This window comes from Streptomyces sp. NPDC050422 (genome assembly GCF_044458665.1).
In the GTDB taxonomy this organism is placed as follows: domain Bacteria; phylum Actinomycetota; class Actinomycetes; order Streptomycetales; family Streptomycetaceae; genus Streptomyces.
The window spans coordinates 130,348-146,360 of record NZ_JBITIE010000003.1; the positions used below are offsets into that span (position 1 = coordinate 130,348).

The window sequence follows — 16,013 nt, forward strand, 5'->3', positions numbered from 1 at the left end:
GACCGGGTTTCGGGGGCGGGCCCGCCGGGCCACTCGCGTACCGGACAATGGAGCCATGAGCTTGTTCCGGGACGACGGCGTGGTGCTCCGCACGCAGAAGCTGGGCGAGGCCGACCGGATCATCACGATCCTGACCCGCGGCCACGGCCGGGTACGGGCTGTCGCGCGCGGTGTGCGGCGCACGAAGTCGAAGTTCGGGGCCCGGCTGGAGCCGTTCTCCCACGTGGACGTGCAGTTCTTCGCACGCGGCAGCGAACTGGTCGGGCGCGGGCTGCCGCTCTGCACCCAGAGCGAGACCATCGCTCCGTACGGCGGCGGAATCGTCACCGACTACGGCCGCTACACCGCGGGCACCGCGATGCTGGAGACCGCCGAACGCTTCACCGACCACGAGGGCGAACCCGCGGTCCAGCAGTACCTGCTCCTGGTGGGCGGCCTGCGCACCCTGGCCCGCGGGGAGCACGAGCCGAACCTCATCCTCGACGCCTTCCTGCTGCGCTCCCTCGCGGTCAACGGCTACGCCCCCAGCTTCGTCGACTGCGCCCGGTGCGGAATGCCCGGTCCGAACCGGTTCTTCTCCGTCGCGGCGGGCGGCGTCATATGCGGCGACTGCCGGGTACCCGGCAGCGTCGTACCCTCGGCTGAGGCCGTCACCCTGCTGAGCGCACTGCTCTCCGGCGACTGGGAGACGGCGGACGCGTGCGAGCCGCGTCACGTCAGGGAGGGGAGCGGGCTGGTGTCCGCCTATCTCCACTGGCATCTGGAGCGCGGCCTGCGTTCGCTGCGGTACGTGGAAAAGTAGACACAGGGAGACGGAAAAGCTCATGGCAGTACGCGGAATCCTCGGCGGCCGCAACCGGCGCGACTACAAGACCCCGGAGCCGCACCCGTCCGGTGCCGTGCCCCCGAAGATCCCCGGCGAACTGGTGCCCAAGCACGTCGCCGTCGTGATGGACGGCAACGGCCGCTGGGCCAAGGAGCGCGGCCTGCCGCGTACCGAGGGCCACAAGGTCGGCGAGGGCGTCGTCATGGACGTGCTCAAGGGCTGCATCGAGATGGGCGTCAAGAACCTCTCGCTGTACGCCTTCTCCACCGAGAACTGGAAGCGGTCCCCGGACGAGGTGAAGTTCCTCATGAACTTCAACCGGGACGTCATCCGCCGCCGCCGCGACGAGATGGACGAACTCGGCATCCGGATCCGCTGGGTCGGCCGCATGCCGAAGCTGTGGAAGTCCGTCGTCCAGGAGCTCCAGGTCGCCCAGGAGCAGACCAAGGACAACGACAAGATGACGCTGTACTTCTGCGTCAACTACGGCGGGCGCGCCGAGATCGCGGACGCCGCACAGCGGATCGCGCAGGATGTCGCGGCCGGGAAGCTCGACCCGTCGAAGGTCAACGAGAAGACGTTCGCGAAGTACATCTACTACCCGGACATGCCGGACGTCGACCTCTTCGTCCGGCCCAGCGGCGAACAGCGCACGTCCAACTACCTGATCTGGCAGAGCGCGTACGCCGAGATGGTCTTCCAGGACGTGCTGTGGCCGGACTTCGACCGCCGCGACCTGTGGCGCGCCTGTCTGGAGTTCGCCCAGCGCGACCGGCGCTTCGGCGGTGCGGTGGAGGCGGCGCAGAAGGCCGGACCCACGGCCTGAGCCGCTGCCGGTACGATCACGGCTCTTTCGCCTCTCCCGGCCTCTCAGCCTCTCCGGCGAGGGGCGGGGGCCGGGGGCATCACCCCTTGGTGCTCGCGCACTCCACGCACGTACCGAAGACCTCGACCGTGTGCGCCACGTTCACGAAACCGTGTTGCGCCGCGATGGTCTCGGCCCACTGCTCCACCGCCGGGCCCTCGACCTCGACGGCCTTGCCGCACATCCGGCACACCAGGTGGTGGTGGTGGTCGCCGGTCGAGCACCGGCGGTAGACGGACTCGCCCTCGGTGGTGCGCAGCACGTCGACCTCGCCCGCGTCCGCGAGGGACTGCAGGGTGCGGTAGACCGTGGTCAGCCCGACCGAGTCACCGCGGTGCTTGAGTACGTCGTGCAGTTCCTGGGCGCTGCGGAACTCGTCCACCTCGTCGAGCGCCGCCGCCACCGCTGTCCGCTGCCGGGTCGACCGCCCGCGTACCGGTGCGGCATTCGTTCCACTGATCGGCGCCGTCGCCACAGGAGCCTCCTCGTGTCGCCCGTACGTATGTCGGGCCATTGTGCCAGTCCGCACCGGCGGCGGGGTTAGGCCGACCTTACGGGTGCGTCGTCCGTGGCCCGACGGGTGGCCGGTACTTCCAGGGTGCACCGCTCGTCCGCCGTTTCGCGGCGGCGGGCACGGATCCGGGCCAGCGGGGTGGCGAGCAGCGTCAGGGCGATGAACACCCCGATGGCCAGCAGCACGATCGTCGCGCCGGGCGGGACGTCCTGGTAGTACGACGTGATGGTGCCGGCCAGGGTCACCGCGACCCCGGTGACGACGGAGAGCACGAACGTCACCTTGAACGACCGCGTGATCTGCTGCGCGGCGGCGACCGGGACCACCATCAGGGCGCTGACCAGCAGCAGCCCGACGACCCGCATCGCGACGGTGACGGTCACCGCGGCGGTGACCGCGATCAGCAGGTTCAGTACGCGCACGGGCAGCCCGGTGACGCGGGCGAACTCCTCGTCCTGGCTGACGGCGAACAGCTGCCGTCGCAGCCCCACGGTCACCAGCAGTACGAACGCGGCCAGCAGGGCGATCGCGGTGATGTCCTCGGAGGAGACCGTGGACAGCGAGCCGAAGAGGTACGAGGTGAGGTTGGCGTTGGAACCGGTGTCGGAGAGGTTGATCAGCAGGACACCGCCCGCCATGCCGCCGTAGAAGAGCATCGCCAGGGCGATGTCGCCGCGGGTGCGTCCGTACCAGCGGATCAGTTCCATGGTGACCGCGCCGACGACGGCGACGGCCGTGGCCATCCAGACCGGGCTGGTGGAGAGCAGGAAGCCGAGGCCGACGCCGGTCATCGCGATGTGGCCGATGCCGTCGCCCATCAGGGCCTGCCGGCGCTGCACCAGGTAGATGCCGACGGCGGGGGCGATGACGCCGACCAGCACGGCGGCGATCAGGGCCCGCTGCATGAAGGGAGGGGTGAGGAATTCCATGATCAGCTCAGCAGTCCCGTCCGGACGGGCTCGGAGGCCGCGTGGGGGTGTACGTGGTCGTGGCCGGGCAGGGCGTGCTGCCCGAGGGCCTTCGGGGGCGGTCCGTCGTGCATCACGCAGCCGTCGCGCAGCACGACCGCCCGGTCGATCAGGGGCTCCAGCGGGCCGAGCTCGTGCAGGACGAGCAGCACGGTGGTGCCGGCCGCGACCTGCTCGCGCAGCGTCTCGGCGAGGATCTCCTGGCTGGCCAGGTCGACGCCGGCCATCGGCTCGTCCATGATCAGCAGTTCGGGTTCGGAGGCGAGCGCGCGGGCGATCAGCACGCGCTGGTGCTGGCCGCCGGAGAGGGCGTCCACCGAGTCCTTGGCGCGGTCGGAGAGGCCGACGAGCGCGATGGCGCGGTCGACGGCGGCCCGGTCGGCCTTGCGGGGCAGGCCCAGCTTCGTGCGGGAGAGCCGTCCGGAGGAGACGACCTCACGGATCGTGGCGGGCACGCCACCGGCCGCCGTGGTGCGCTGCGGTACGTAACCGACCCGGGCCCAGTCGCGGAAGCGGCGCAGCGGGGTGCCGAAGAGTTCGACGGTGCCGCCGGTGAGCGGGACCTGGCCGATGACGGAACGTACGGCGGTCGACTTGCCGGAACCGTTGGCGCCGAGCAGGGCGACGACCTCGCCGCGGCGCACGGTCAGGTCGATGCCGCGCAGCACGGGGCGCGCGCCGAGGGTGGCCGCGGCGTCGCGTACGACGATCACGGGGTCGGGTGTGGTGCTCTGGGGCTCGGGCATGAGCGCCTCCGGTGCTGCTGAGCGGTTCGGGTCGACCGGGTCTGCGGGGTGTGCGGGGTCTGCGGGGGCGCTCACTTCGCGCCGAGCGCCTTCTGCAGGGCGGCGAGGTTGGACTCCATGACCTCGATGTAGTCATCGCCCTGGGACTTGCCGGTAATTCCCTCCAGCGGGTCCAGGACGTCGGTCTTCAGGCCGGTGTCCCGGGCGACGGTCTTCGCCGTCTTGTCACTGGCGAGCGTCTCGAAGAAGACGGTGGTGACCTGCTTCTCCTGGGCGATCGAGTGCAGGGCGCTGATCCGGGCGGGGCTGGGCTCGGCCTCGGGGTCGATGCCGGCGATGCCCTCCTGGGTGAGGCCGTAGCGCTCGGCCAGGTACCCGAAGGCGGAGTGGGTGGTGATGAACGTCTTCGTCGTGGTGTTCTTCAGCCCGTTCTCGTACGCGGTGTTGAGCGCGTCGAGCTTGGTGACCAGGGCGTCGGTGTTCTTGCGGTAGTCCGCGGCGTGGTCGGGGTCGGTCTTCTCCAGGGACGCGCCCACGCCCTTGGCGACCTGGGCGTACTTCACCGGGTCCAGCCAGATGTGCGGGTCGGCGCCGGCCTTCTCGCCCTCGTGCTCGTGGGCGTGCTCCTCGCCTCCGACCTCGGCGCCGTGGTCCTCCAGCGTGGTGAGGGTCGCGGCGTCGACGGTGTGCTCGGACTCGGAGAGCTTGATCGCGTCGTCGACGGCGGGCTGGAGACCCTTGAGGTAGAGGATGTAGTCCGCGTCGCTCAGGCCTCCGACCTCCCGGGGGCTGAGCTCCAGGTCGTGCGGTTCCACGCCCGGCTTGGTCAGCGTGGAGACGGAGACGTGGTTCCCGCCGATCTGCTCGGCCAGGAACTGCATCGGATAGAAGGACGCCACCACGTTCAGCTTGTCACCGCTCCCGCGGTCGGCGGCGTCGGAGGTCGAGCAGGCGGAGAGTGCGGTGAGGCCGAGGACGACTGCTCCGGCGACGGCGGTCGTGGGTATGAGGCGGCGTACGTTCATGACAGTCATTTTCAACAAAAGTGGAAACGATTGTCAACAAGGCGGATGAGATGCCTCCGGGACGGGCCGCTCGACGGACTGGTCCGATACCGATTTGATCGAAGGGGCGTGCCCGCCGGTAATCTGAGGACTTCGCGCACCCGTCTCCCGACCACCACCCCCCCCACCGAGGCGCTTCGCGTCACCCCCGTCCACTTTCGTCGTCGTAATGAAGAGAGCACCGTGGCCGCCGACAAGATCGACTCCATCGTCAGCCTGAGCAAGCGCCGTGGCTTCGTCTACCCCTGCAGTGAGATCTACGGTGGCCAGCGGGCCGCCTGGGACTACGGGCCGCTGGGTGTCGAGCTCAAGGAGAACCTCAAGCGCCAGTGGTGGCGCTACATGGTCACCTCGCGCGAGGACGTGGTCGGACTCGACTCGTCGGTCATCCTGGCCCCCGAGGTGTGGGTGGCCTCCGGCCACGTCGCCACGTTCTCCGACCCGCTCACCGAGTGCACCTCCTGCCACAAGCGCTACCGCGCGGACCACCTGGAGGAGGCGTACGAGGAGAAGCACGGCAAGCCGCCGGTGGGCGGCCTCGCCGACCTCAACTGCCCCAACTGTGGCAACAAGGGCACCTTCACCGAGCCCAAGGCGTTCTCCGGCCTGCTCTCCACGCACCTCGGCCCGACCCAGGACTCCGGCTCGGTCGCCTACCTGCGCCCCGAGACCGCCCAGGGCATCTTCACCAACTTCGGCCAGGTGCTGCAGACTTCCCGCAAGAAGCCGCCGTTCGGCATCGCGCAGATGGGCAAGTCCTTCCGGAACGAGATCACTCCGGGCAACTTCATCTTCCGCACGCGCGAGTTCGAGCAGATGGAGATGGAGTTCTTCGTCAAGCCGGGCGAGGACGAGCAGTGGCAGGAATACTGGATGGAGCAGCGCTGGAACTGGTACACCGGCCTCGGCATGCGCGAGGAGAACATGCGGTGGTTCGAGCACCCGGCGGAGAAGCTCTCCCACTACTCCAAGCGCACCGCTGACATCGAGTACCGCTTCCGCTTCGGCGGCAGCGAGTGGGGCGAGCTGGAGGGCGTCGCCAACCGCACGGACTACGACCTGAAGGCGCACTCCAAGGCCTCCGGCACCGACCTGCAGTTCTACGACCAGGAGGCCGGCGAGCGCTGGACCCCCTACGTCATCGAACCCGCGGCCGGTGTCGGCCGTTCGATGCTGGCGTTCCTCCTGGACGCCTACATCGAGGACGAGGCGCCCAACGCCAAGGGCGTCATGGAGAAGCGCACCGTGATGCGCCTCGACCCGCGTCTGGCGCCGGTCAAGGTCGCGGTCCTGCCGCTGTCCCGCAACCCGCAGCTCTCGCCGAAGGCCAAGGGCCTCGCGGCCGACCTGCGGCAGAACTGGAACATCGAGTTCGACGACGCCGGCGCCATCGGCCGCCGCTACCGTCGCCAGGACGAGATCGGCACCCCGTTCTGCGTCACCGTCGACTTCGACACCCTGGACGACAACGCGGTGACCGTGCGCGAGCGCGACACCATGAAGCAGGAGCGCGTCTCGCTGGACCAGATCCAGGCGTACCTCGGCGCCCGTCTGCTCGGCTGCTGACACGTCGCACCCGTTGGACCGCCAGCACCCGCTGGACGAAGCCCCCGGTTCCCCGTACGGAACCGGGGGCTTCGTGCAGACTGGGCAGACTCGCCCTCAGGAGGCTCGGATGCCGTCCATGACCACGAGCAAGGTCAGCAGATGGGACCAGCACGGCCGTGAACACGTCGTTCACGTGCGGAAGTCGGGGGTTCAGCGGCAGCTGAGCTGCGACACCTGCGACTGGCGCAGGGCGGTGCAGTTCCTGCCCTGGCTCAAGGCGGAGGAACACCTCGCCGAGGCCCACCAGGCGACGGTCGATCCGACGGCGACGTAGGGGCGGGGAGTCGGCCCGCCCCTGCGCAGGGGGAGCCGGTCCGCCGGAACCGCACCGCGGCCGGCCCCCTCAGGCGCGCAGGCCGCGCAGCAGGAGGTCCGAGACGGCGGTGAACTCGGCGGCGATGGTGGGCTTCTGCCACTCCGCCGCGTACGCCGGGTCGTGGAAGCGTGCCGTCGCGTCGAAGACGGCCTGGGCGGCGGCCGCGGGATCCGCCGCGGCGAACTGCCCCTCCTGCACCCCCTCTTCGATGATCTCCCGCAACTGGCCGACCAGTTCGCGGATGTGGTCCTCGACGACGCTGCTCTCGCCTATCAGCACCTCATACGTGGCGAACAGTTCGGGATCGTCGCCCGCCTTGTGCCGCTTGGCCTCGAACAGTGTCTCCAGCCACTCCCGCAGCTTCGCCGGAGCCGGCTGGGCGGATGCGTGCAGGATCTCGGTCAGCGCCAGCTCCGTACGCGTCAACCAGCGTCCGGTCACGGCCTCGCGCAGGGCGGCCTTGGTGCGGAAGTGGCGGTAGACGCTGCCGTGGCTGACGCCGAGCACCCGGGCCACATCGACCACGGTCGCCTTCGCGGGCCCGTATCGACGCAGCACGTCCTCGGTGGCTTCGAGGATGCGCTCGGGAGTCAACGGGTCGGACGGCGGCGTCATGGTGTGCTGCCTTTCGGGGCGTCGTGCGGGGGAGGGGGTGGAAGCTGGGTGGGCCGCACCCCGCTGACCGTACCCGGAGGTCAGCGCTCGCTGTCCAGGTGGGCCATCTGGCTGTCCGGGTAGCGGGCGCCTGCGGCCGCGCCCGCCGGGACGGCCTCCGCGATCGCGGCGAGGTCGGCCGCGTCCAGCCGCACGTCCAGCGAGCCGAGAGCCTCGGTGAGCCGGTCGCGGCGACGGGCGCCCACCAACGGCACGATGTCCGAGCCCTGGGCGAGGACCCAGGCGATGGCCGTCTGCGCGACGGTGACGCTCTTCTGCTCGGCGATCTTGCGCAGCGCGTCGACCAGATCGAGGTTGTGCTGGAGGTTCTCGTCCTGGAAGCGGGGGCTCATGGACCGGAAGTCGCCGGGGGCCAGCTCGCGGTCGCGGGTGAAGTGGCCACTGATCAGGCCCCGTGAGAGCACCCCGTAGGCCGTTACGCCGATGCCCAGCTCGCGACAGGCGGGCAGGATCTCCGCCTCGATGGAGCGGGAGATCAGCGAGTACTCGATCTGCAGGTCCGAAACCGGGGCCACGGCCGCTGCCCGCCGGATCGTGTCCGCCCCGACTTCGGAGAGCCCGATGTGACGGACATGGCCGGCCTGGACGAGCTCCGCGATGGCGCCGACCGTCTCCTCGATCGGGACGTCGGGGTCCACGCGGGCGATCCGGTAGATGTCGATGTGGTCCGTGCCCAGCCGCTGCAGCGAGTACGCCGCGAAGTTCTTGACGGCTGCCGGTCGGCCGTCGTAACCGGTGAAGCCGCCCTCCACGGTCCGCAGGGCGCCGAACTTGACGCTGGTCAGCGCCTGTTCGCGGGCGGCGGCGGGGGCGGTGCGCAGGGCCTCGTTGATCAGCAGCTCGTTGTGGCCCATGCCGTAGAAGTCGCCGGTGTCCAACAGCGTGATGCCGGCGTCGAGCGCGGCGTGGATGGTGGCGATCGATTCGGTGCGGTCGGTCTCGCCGTACAGGGCGGACATGCCCATGCAGCCGAGGCCGAGTGCGGAGACCAGCGGGCCGGTGGAGCCGAGGGTGCGGGTGGTGAGGGCGGTCATCGGAACTCCCGGTGGGCGGGCGCGTCGGGTGGACGTGCGGTGGTGGGCGTGCGTCGAGTGGGCGTGGGGTGGTGGACGTGCGGTGGTGGGCGCGGCGGAGCAGTAGCTAGGAGGCGTGGTGGAACAGCTCGGAAGACGGTGCGGGATGTCGAGGGGTACCGACGCCACGCCATGCCGTATATCAACCATGGCATGCGCGATGACAGATTTCAATATCTGTCATTCCATGTTCCCTCGAGAGAGTGAGTCAGGGGCGGCTCAGGTGGGTCCGGGTGAGTTCGGGAGGCCGAAAATCCGGTGCTGGGGGCCGCGTGGAGCGGGTACCTTTGCCGCATGTATTCGTTCTTCCAGATCTACGAGTGAGAGTGCGGCGGGTCCGACCACCCGCCGCCCACCGGACCGATCCAGGGTCTTCTCAGACCTCACTTTCACCACGAATGGGAGAACCCCGTGGCCAAGAGCCGTAACAACCTTCTCGGCGTCGGCGGACAGCGCAAGAAGATGTCCCGCGCCGAGCAGCAGGGCGTCGGCCCCGAGCGCAACGCCGACCTGAAGTCGGCGGCCGAGCAGAAGGCGGAGCTGCTGCGCAAGATGCGCGAGCGCGCCACCGGAACCGAGGCCGAGCCGTCGGACGCCGCGGCCGCCGCACCGGCCGGGCAGGATGCCCCGGAGCAGGACGCGCCCGCCCAGAGCTGACGCCTCCTCGCGGAGAACTCGCGGAGGGCAGTTCGCACCACCCGTACGACCGTGGGGCCGGGCCCCCCCACGGGGTACGGGCCCCCCGGCGGGGGGTGTTTGGTGGGGCGGCAGGTGGGCGGGCCCCCGGGGCCCCCCACCCGCCGGCCGCCCCCCCCCCCCCCCCCCCCGCCCCGGGCGCCCCCGGGGGGGGGCGCCCCCCCCCCCCCCCCCCCCCGGGGGCCCCCCCCCCCCGGGGGGCGCCCCCCCCCCACGGTCGTACCGGCGCCCCGCTCTCATGCCACGGTGCGAGGCAGCCGCAGGCTCAGCAGTGCCGTCAGGGCGACCGCGGCCAGCTGGACCAGCAGCGTCACGATCAGCGCGTCCCGCATGCCCGAGCCCGGTGCCAGTGCCAGGAACAGCGAACCGAGCGTCGCCACGCCCAGCGCCAGCGCCGCCTGCTGGGTCGTCGTCATGACGCCGCCGCCCACCCCGGCCCGCTCCGGCGGCACGTCAGACAGGACGATGCGGAACAGGACGGGCAGTTGGAGGCCCTGGCCGAAGCCGGCGATGGCCAGCCCCGGCATCAGGCCGAGCAGCCCCAGGCCCGACCAGTCGCGCCACACCGTGAGGGCGAGCACGACGACGCCGGCCGCCTGGATCAGCCCGCCGGCCGTCACCACGCGGCTGCCGTAGCGCCGTACCAGCCGCGGACCGGCCAGCGAGGCCGCGAAGAAGGCCACCGCCATCGGGGCCATCGAAAGGCCGGACTCCGCCGGGCCCAGCCTCAGCCCCTGCTGGAGTGCGACGGCGATGACGAACATGAAGCCGCCGAAGCCGATCGAGAACGGCACCACCAGCGCCAGTCCGCGCCGCAGTGAGTCGAGCCGCAGCAGACTCGGCGGGACCAGCGGGACCAGCCCCCGCCGGTCCGCCCGCCGCTCCACCCGGTAGAAGGCGACCGCAGCGAACGGGAACAGTGCCAGCGACACCCAGGTCCACAGTGGCCAGCCCGCCGCCCGCCCCTCGGTGAGCGGGGCCAGCAGCGTCACCAGGGACACGGCGAGCAGCAGCGTGCCCGGTACGTCGATGGGCGCCGGGCGCTCCGACCGCGTCTCCGGGACCGCGCGGGCCGCCAGGATCAGCCCGACGGCCGCCACCGGAACGTTGACCAGGAACACCGAGCGCCAGCCCGCGCTCTCGCCGAACACCGACGACAGCGGCGCGGCGGCGACGAGCACCCCGCCCAGGATCTGGCCCGCGACCATGGAGAGTCCGGCCGTGGCCCCGTACAGGCTCATCGCCCGGGCCCGCCGGTGGCCCGAGGTGGCCGCCTGGATGGTGGCGAGCACCTGCGGCAGCATCAGCGCCGCCGCGGCGCCCTGGGCCACCCGCGCCCCGACCAGCGTCCAGGCGTCCGGCGCCAGTCCGCAGGCCAGTGAGGTGAGCCCGAACGCGGCCATGCCCAGCAGGAAGAGCCGGCGCCGGCCGGCCATGTCGCCGAGCCGGCCGCCGAGGACGAGCAGGACGGCGTACGAGAGCCCGTAACCCGCGACGACCAGTTCCAGCAGCGCGGGACCCGCGGCGAGGTCGTGGTCGATGGTGGGCAGGGCGACGTTGACGATGAAGAAGTCGATCAGAGGAAGGGCCGCACCCAGCAGCACGGTGAACAGCCCCAACGCGCCGAGCACCGGGGCGGGGTGGTCGTGCCGCACCACGGGGGCGGCGGTGGCGTATGTCTTCGGCCGTACAGAGGATTCACTCACGACACCGACGATCGCTCTTCCCGGAGCCTGGTACCAGAGTGTCTTTATCCTGGTACCAAAAGCACCTGCCATGGCTTCGGCCGGTCCCGCATGCTGGAGGAATGACGACGATGGTGACGGCAGCACGGAGGGACCCGGAAGCACCGCAGAATCCGGCGGCCGGTGTCCCGGACGCGTCCGGGACCGAGATCCGGCGCCACGAGCTCGCGGACTTCCTGCGCAGCCGACGTGAGCGCATCACCCCCGAGCAGGTGGGGCTGGTCCGCGGCCGCCGCAGGCGCACCCCGGGGCTGCGCCGCGAGGAGGTCGCCCAGATCTCCGCCGTCGGCGTCACCTGGTACACCTGGCTCGAACAGGCCCGCGACATCCAGGTCTCGCCCCAGGTCCTCGACGCGCTCGCCCGCGCACTGCTGCTGGACCGCAGCGAGCGCACCCATCTGTTCTCCCTCGCGGGGGCCATCGACCCGGCGCCCGGCACGGAGTGCCCGAGCATCACCCCGGCGCTGCGCTCCCTGCTGCGACAGCTGGAGCCGATCCCCGCCTGCGTGCAGAACAGCCGGTACGACATCCTCGCCCACAACCGCACCTACGGCCGGATGCTCTGTGACATGGACGCCGTCGCCATCGAGGACCGCAACGTCATGCTGCTCGCCTTCACGAACGAGGAATGGCGGACCTCCGTCATGGACGTGTCGGCGGTGACGCGTCTCATGACCGCGAAGTTCCGTGCGTCGATGGCCGGACACCTTGCCGAGCCCTCCTGGAAGGCCCTGCTCAAGCGGCTGGAGGCGGCATCACCGGAGTTCCGGGAGGCCTGGGCCCGACACGAGGTCCTCGGTCCCGGCGCCCGGTCCAAGATCTTCCGCAACGCCTACGTGGGGCTGCTGCGGCTGGAGACCACCGACCTCTGGCTGGGCCCGTCGTCCGGACCGAGGCTCGTCACCTACGCCCCGCGCGACGAGGAGACCCGCGAGCGGCTGGAGCGGCTTCAGGCCCTGGTGCTCGCCGACGAGGACTGACCCGCCGGCGCACCGGCCGCGGCCGCGGCCGCGGGCTCCTCCAGCCCTTCCGCGGTCCGCCGGGCGGTGCCCCGGGCCCAGCGTCCGCTGCTCACCGCGCCGACCAGCAGGACGCACACACCGCAGCCGGTGATGATCCACCAGGCGGCCCTGCTCGCCGCGACGAAGTCGCCCGCCGATCCGCTGTCGTGCGAGGAACCGGCCACCCCCGCCGCGAGGACCGCCCCGATCACGGCGACGCCCAGCGTCTGCCCGATCTGGCGACTGGTGGAGGCGACCGCAGCGGCCACGCCCGCCTGGGAGCGCGGCATCCCGGAGACGGCGGTGTTGGTGATGGGCGCGTTCACCGCGCCGAAGCCCAGGCCGAACAGCACGTACGCGGTGAACATCGACGCGGTGCCGGTCTCCGCGTCGAACGCCGCGAACATCAGCCCGCTCACCGCTATCGCGACGCCCGCGACCAGCAGCGGGATGCGTGGCCCGCGACTGGCGACCAGCCGGCCCGACAGGGGTGACAGCACACAGACCACCACCGCCATCGGCAGCATGTAGAGACCGGCGGTGAGTGCGCTCAGGCCCCGCACGTCCTGCAGATAGAGCGTGTTGACGAAGAGGAAGCCGCCGAGAGCGGCGAAGGCACTGACCGCGATGACGGTGGCCCCACTGAAGGGGACGCTGCGGAAGAACCGCAGATCGATCAGCGGGTCGGTGCGCCGGGGCTCGTACACCAGCAAGCCGATGAGCGAGGCCGCCGCGAGCGCGGCGAGGAGCAGGATCTCCGCCGAGGTCCAGCCCTTCTGCGGCGCTTCGATGATCGCGTACGTCAGCGAGCCCAGCAGCGCGACGACCAGCAGCTGGCCGACGGGGTCCGGGCGGCGGGCCTTCGGGGCGCGGGACTCGGGGACGTACCGCCAGGTCAGCAGCAGGGCGGCGATGCCGACCGGCAGGTTGATCCAGAAGATCGACCGCCAGCCGACCGAGTCGACCAGGGCGCCGCCGACCACCGGTCCCGCAGCCATCGAGACGCCGACGATCCCGCCCCACACACCGATCGCGCGGGCGCGCTCGCGGGGGTCGGTGAAGGTGTTGGTGATGATCGACATCGCCACCGGGTTGAGCATGGAGCCACCGACGGCCTGCACCATCCGGAACGCGATGAGCATCTCCAGGCTGGGTGCCAGCGAGCAGAGCGCCGAACCCAGGGCGAACAGGACGAGGCCGGCCATGAAGACCTTGCGCCGGCCGATCCGGTCGGCGGTGGACCCCGCGAGCATCAGCAGGGAGGCAAGGACGAGCGTGTACGCGTCGATCGTCCATTGCATCCCTGCGACGCTCGCGTCCAGGTCCTGGCGCATGGCGGGCAGAGCGACGTTGAGGACGGTGACGTCGAGGCTGACGAGCAGGAGGCTCATGCAGCAGATCGCCAGTACGAGCATCCGTCGCCGGTGGCTGAGCTCAGACATCCATGGATAGTACGCCTAACTAACGACTTCCGCTGCCAGGACCCGGGCGACGCCGGCCACCAGTGGATGGTCCCCGGCCGCCCCCGCGTCCCCCTCCGGCTTGGTCGTCAGCACCGCCAGCACCACGGGGGCCCCGTCCGGTGTCCAGGCGATGCCCACGTCGTTGCAACTGCCGTACGAGCCGCCGCCGGTCTTGTCCGCGACGGTCCACTCCGGCGGCAGCCCGGCCCGGAAACGGGTGCCGCTGGTCCGGCAGTTCAGCAGCCAGCCGGTCAGCCGCTCGCGGTCGTGGGGTTCCAGTACGTCCCCGAGCACGAGCCGGGCGTAGTCGTGCGCGACGGCCGCCGGCGTGGTGGTGTCCGTGCGCCGCCCGGGCTCGGCCGAATTGAGCTCGGGCTCCCAGCGGTCGAGTCGGGTCACCGGATCGCCGATCGAGCGGCTGAAGCGGGTGACCGCACGCGGGCCGCCGAGCTCGCGCAGCAGCAGGTTGGCCGCGGTGTTGTCGCTGTCGCAGATCGCCGCGTCGCAGAGCTGGGCGATGGTCAGCCCGCTCGCGATGCATTCCGGGGTGTCGGTGACCAGGGAATCGGAGACGCAGTCCTCCTTCGTGTAGCGCACGAGCCGGCCCAGCACCTCGCCGTCCCGGTCCAGGTCCCTCAGCACGGCCGCGGCGGCGAGCGTCTTGAACGTGGAGAGCATGGGGAATCGCTCATCGGCCCGGTGGCGGACGGCGGCCCCGGTGGCCAGGTTGTACGCGAACGCACCGACCCGGGCGCCGTGGACACGCTCCAGCTCACGCAGCCGGGCGGTCGCGGACCCGGCCCCCGCCGGCCGCGCGGCGGCCCGGGAGGAGCCCGCGGCTGAGACGAGCAGCGCGCCGGCCGCGCCCGCGGTGCCCAGTGAGAGCAGGGTGCGGCGGGTGGGGGTTGCGGAGGCGGTCCTGCCTAAGCGGCGGGTGGAGTTCATGGTCATCGTGTCCTTCGTTCGCTGTACGGCGCTCGCTGTATCGGTCGCCGCTCACGCTACGCGTGCGGTCCGACAACGGGCCCGCGCCACCCGGCTGCCCGAACCCGCCGGAGCAGTTCCCGGCGTACGCGACAATGGGGGAATGACCACGCTCGCCGCCTCGCCCCAGCTGCTCCGCATCGGCCCGCACACCGTGCAGCCGCCGGTGGTCCTGGCCCCCATGGCCGGCATCACCAACGCGCCCTTCCGCACCCTGTGCCGGGAGTTCTCGGGCGGCAAGGGGTTGTTCGTCAGCGAGATGATCACGACGCGGGCCCTGGTCGAGCGCAACGAGAAGACCATGCAGCTCATCCGCTTCGACGCGAGCGAGACCCCGCGCTCGATCCAGCTCTACGGAGTGGACCCGGTCACGGTCGGCAAGGCCGTCCGCATGATCGTGGACGAGGACCTAGCCGATCACATCGACCTGAACTTCGGCTGCCCGGTCCCCAAGGTCACCCGCAAGGGCGGCGGCTCGGCGCTCCCGTACAAGAGGCCGCTGCTGCGCGCGATCCTCAAGCAGGCCGTCTCCAACGCGGGCGAGCTGCCCGTCACCATCAAGATGCGCAAGGGCATCGACGACGACCACATCACCTTCCTCGACGCCGGCCGGATCGCCGTCGAGGAGGGCGTGACGGCCGTTGCCCTGCACGGCAGGACGGCCGCCCAGCACTACGGCGGCACCGCCGACTGGGACGCCATCGCCCGGCTCAAGGAGCACGTCCCGGAGATCCCCGTCCTCGGCAACGGCGACATCTGGTGCGCGGACGACGCCCTGCGGATGATGCGCGAGACCGGCTGCGACGGCGTGGTCGTGGGCCGCGGCTGCCTGGGCCGCCCCTGGCTCTTCGGCGACCTGGTGAGCGCGTTCGAGGGTACGGAGACGAGGCAGGCACCCAACCTGCGCACCGTGGCGGACGTCATGCTGCGGCACGCGACGCTGCTGGGGGAGTGGATCGGTGACGAGACCCGTGGCGTGATCGACTTCCGTAAGCACGTGGCCTGGTACCTGAAGGGCTTCGCGGTCGGCTCCGAGATGCGCAAGAAGCTGGCGATCACCTCGTCGCTGGAGGAGCTCGGCTCCCAGCTGCACGAACTGGAGCTGGACCAGCCGTGGCCGGACGGCGCCGACGGCCCGCGCGGGCGCACCTCCGGCAACAACCGGGTGGTGCTCCCGGACGGCTGGCTGAAGGACCCGTACGACTGCGCGGGCGTCAGCGCGGACGCGGAACTGGACACGTCGGGCGGCTGACAGCCCGTTGCCCGGAGGGCACCCGGTGCCCTCCGGGTGGCGATGCTCATCTGAGCGCCAAATTCGGCGAGAATCGGCCTGCCGGGCCGGGAAGCGATGCTCCGCGCCTCCGCGCGACGCGAATAACTGCCCCTTTGTGAGCGTCGGGCCACCAGGAGCCACCTGGGAGGCGTCCGGATGATGACATCTGAGCGGCCGTCGCGGCGTGATTCTCGCC

Annotated in this window: 16 protein-coding genes; 7 read left to right on the plus strand and 9 right to left on the minus strand. The window is 71.0% G+C overall.

Features of this window, described 5'->3' with window-relative positions:
• Positions 1-55: 55 nt before the first annotated feature.
• Together recO and ACIBJG_RS05180 are read left to right on the plus strand one after the other, a co-directional pair.
• Positions 56-802, plus strand: coding sequence for a DNA repair protein RecO (recO, locus tag ACIBJG_RS05175; RefSeq protein ID WP_399304064.1), 747 nt, complete (start codon positions 56-58; stop codon positions 800-802).
• Positions 803-824: 22 nt separating this feature from the next.
• Positions 825-1,652, plus strand: coding sequence for an isoprenyl transferase (locus ACIBJG_RS05180; RefSeq protein ID WP_399304066.1), 828 nt, complete (start codon positions 825-827; stop codon positions 1,650-1,652).
• Positions 1,653-1,731: 79 nt separating this feature from the next.
• Here ACIBJG_RS05180 and ACIBJG_RS05185 read toward each other — a convergent pair whose 3' ends face one another.
• The 4 genes from ACIBJG_RS05185 to ACIBJG_RS05200 form a co-directional block, all read right to left on the minus strand.
• Entirely contained in the window at positions 1,732-2,166 is a 435-nt protein-coding gene (locus ACIBJG_RS05185; protein ID WP_399304068.1) for a Fur family transcriptional regulator, read from the minus strand.
• Positions 2,167-2,231: 65 nt separating this feature from the next.
• Positions 2,232-3,134 (minus strand): metal ABC transporter permease, encoded by a 903-nt coding sequence (locus tag ACIBJG_RS05190; protein WP_399304070.1) that lies wholly within the window; start codon positions 3,132-3,134, stop codon positions 2,232-2,234.
• A 2-nt stretch (positions 3,135-3,136) separates the two neighbouring features.
• Positions 3,137-3,919, minus strand: coding sequence for a metal ABC transporter ATP-binding protein (locus ACIBJG_RS05195; RefSeq protein WP_399304072.1), 783 nt, complete (start codon positions 3,917-3,919; stop codon positions 3,137-3,139).
• 71 nt (positions 3,920-3,990) lie between these two features.
• On the minus strand, positions 3,991-4,944 hold the full coding sequence (locus tag ACIBJG_RS05200) for a metal ABC transporter substrate-binding protein (protein ID WP_399304074.1): 954 nt from the start codon (positions 4,942-4,944) through the stop codon (positions 3,991-3,993).
• A gap of 222 nt (positions 4,945-5,166) precedes the next feature.
• Here ACIBJG_RS05200 and ACIBJG_RS05205 point away from each other — a divergent pair, with 222 nt between their 5' ends.
• Both ACIBJG_RS05205 and ACIBJG_RS05210 read left to right on the plus strand, forming a co-directional pair.
• Positions 5,167-6,549, plus strand: coding sequence for a glycine--tRNA ligase (locus tag ACIBJG_RS05205; RefSeq protein ID WP_399304076.1), 1,383 nt, complete (start codon positions 5,167-5,169; stop codon positions 6,547-6,549).
• Positions 6,550-6,658: 109 nt separating this feature from the next.
• Positions 6,659-6,865 (plus strand): hypothetical protein, encoded by a 207-nt coding sequence (locus tag ACIBJG_RS05210; RefSeq protein WP_219571183.1) that lies wholly within the window; start codon positions 6,659-6,661, stop codon positions 6,863-6,865.
• A 69-nt stretch (positions 6,866-6,934) separates the two neighbouring features.
• On the opposite strand, the gene ACIBJG_RS05215 is transcribed toward ACIBJG_RS05210, so the two are convergent.
• Both ACIBJG_RS05215 and ACIBJG_RS05220 read right to left on the minus strand, forming a co-directional pair.
• Positions 6,935-7,522 carry a TetR family transcriptional regulator gene (locus tag ACIBJG_RS05215; RefSeq protein WP_399304078.1) on the minus strand — a complete coding sequence of 196 codons (588 nt, stop codon included), beginning with the start codon at positions 7,520-7,522 and terminating at the stop codon, positions 6,935-6,937.
• 80 nt (positions 7,523-7,602) lie between these two features.
• On the minus strand, positions 7,603-8,616 hold the full coding sequence (locus ACIBJG_RS05220) for an aldo/keto reductase (protein ID WP_399304080.1): 1,014 nt from the start codon (positions 8,614-8,616) through the stop codon (positions 7,603-7,605).
• 450 nt (positions 8,617-9,066) lie between these two features.
• On the opposite strand from ACIBJG_RS05220, the gene ACIBJG_RS05225 reads away from it, so the two are divergent.
• Complete coding sequence (locus ACIBJG_RS05225; RefSeq protein ID WP_399304082.1) at positions 9,067-9,312, plus strand: DUF6243 family protein; 246 nt, start codon at positions 9,067-9,069, stop codon at positions 9,310-9,312.
• A 275-nt stretch (positions 9,313-9,587) separates the two neighbouring features.
• On the opposite strand, the gene ACIBJG_RS05230 is transcribed toward ACIBJG_RS05225, so the two are convergent.
• Positions 9,588-11,057, minus strand: a complete 1,470-nt coding sequence (locus tag ACIBJG_RS05230; RefSeq protein WP_399304084.1) for an MFS transporter — start codon at positions 11,055-11,057, stop codon at positions 9,588-9,590.
• Positions 11,058-11,167: 110 nt separating this feature from the next.
• Between ACIBJG_RS05230 and ACIBJG_RS05235 the strand changes: the two genes are divergently transcribed.
• Positions 11,168-12,076: a helix-turn-helix domain-containing protein gene (locus tag ACIBJG_RS05235; protein WP_399304520.1), complete on the plus strand. Its 909-nt coding sequence runs from the start codon at positions 11,168-11,170 to the stop codon at positions 12,074-12,076.
• On the opposite strand, the gene ACIBJG_RS05240 is transcribed toward ACIBJG_RS05235, so the two are convergent.
• A complete protein-coding gene (locus ACIBJG_RS05240; protein ID WP_399304086.1) occupies positions 12,046-13,539 on the minus strand; it encodes an MFS transporter in 1,494 nt (497 codons plus the stop codon). The genes ACIBJG_RS05235 and ACIBJG_RS05240 overlap by 31 nt on opposite strands.
• A 15-nt stretch (positions 13,540-13,554) precedes the next feature.
• Positions 13,555-14,505 (minus strand): class A beta-lactamase, encoded by a 951-nt coding sequence (gene bla / locus ACIBJG_RS05245; protein ID WP_399304088.1) that lies wholly within the window; start codon positions 14,503-14,505, stop codon positions 13,555-13,557.
• Positions 14,506-14,647: 142 nt separating this feature from the next.
• Here bla and dusB point away from each other — a divergent pair, with 142 nt between their 5' ends.
• Positions 14,648-15,796, plus strand: a complete 1,149-nt coding sequence (gene dusB / locus ACIBJG_RS05250; protein WP_399304090.1) for a tRNA dihydrouridine synthase DusB — start codon at positions 14,648-14,650, stop codon at positions 15,794-15,796.
• Positions 15,797-16,013 lie beyond the last annotated feature (217 nt).

Coding starts and splice junctions, on each gene's coding strand:
- recO (WP_399304064.1), top strand. CDS start 56: ATGAGCTTGTTCCGGGACGACGGCGTGGTGCTCCGCACGCAGAAGCTG.
- ACIBJG_RS05180 (WP_399304066.1), top strand. CDS start 825: ATGGCAGTACGCGGAATCCTCGGCGGCCGCAACCGGCGCGACTACAAG.
- ACIBJG_RS05190 (WP_399304070.1), bottom strand. CDS start 3,134: ATGGAATTCCTCACCCCTCCCTTCATGCAGCGGGCCCTGATCGCCGCC.
- ACIBJG_RS05195 (WP_399304072.1), bottom strand. CDS start 3,919: ATGCCCGAGCCCCAGAGCACCACACCCGACCCCGTGATCGTCGTACGC.
- ACIBJG_RS05200 (WP_399304074.1), bottom strand. CDS start 4,944: ATGAACGTACGCCGCCTCATACCCACGACCGCCGTCGCCGGAGCAGTC.
- ACIBJG_RS05210 (WP_219571183.1), top strand. CDS start 6,659: ATGCCGTCCATGACCACGAGCAAGGTCAGCAGATGGGACCAGCACGGC.
- ACIBJG_RS05215 (WP_399304078.1), bottom strand. CDS start 7,522: ATGACGCCGCCGTCCGACCCGTTGACTCCCGAGCGCATCCTCGAAGCC.
- ACIBJG_RS05220 (WP_399304080.1), bottom strand. CDS start 8,616: ATGACCGCCCTCACCACCCGCACCCTCGGCTCCACCGGCCCGCTGGTC.
- ACIBJG_RS05235 (WP_399304520.1), top strand. CDS start 11,168: ATGGTGACGGCAGCACGGAGGGACCCGGAAGCACCGCAGAATCCGGCG.
- ACIBJG_RS05240 (WP_399304086.1), bottom strand. CDS start 13,539: ATGTCTGAGCTCAGCCACCGGCGACGGATGCTCGTACTGGCGATCTGC.
- bla (WP_399304088.1), bottom strand. CDS start 14,505: ATGAACTCCACCCGCCGCTTAGGCAGGACCGCCTCCGCAACCCCCACC.
- dusB (WP_399304090.1), top strand. CDS start 14,648: ATGACCACGCTCGCCGCCTCGCCCCAGCTGCTCCGCATCGGCCCGCAC.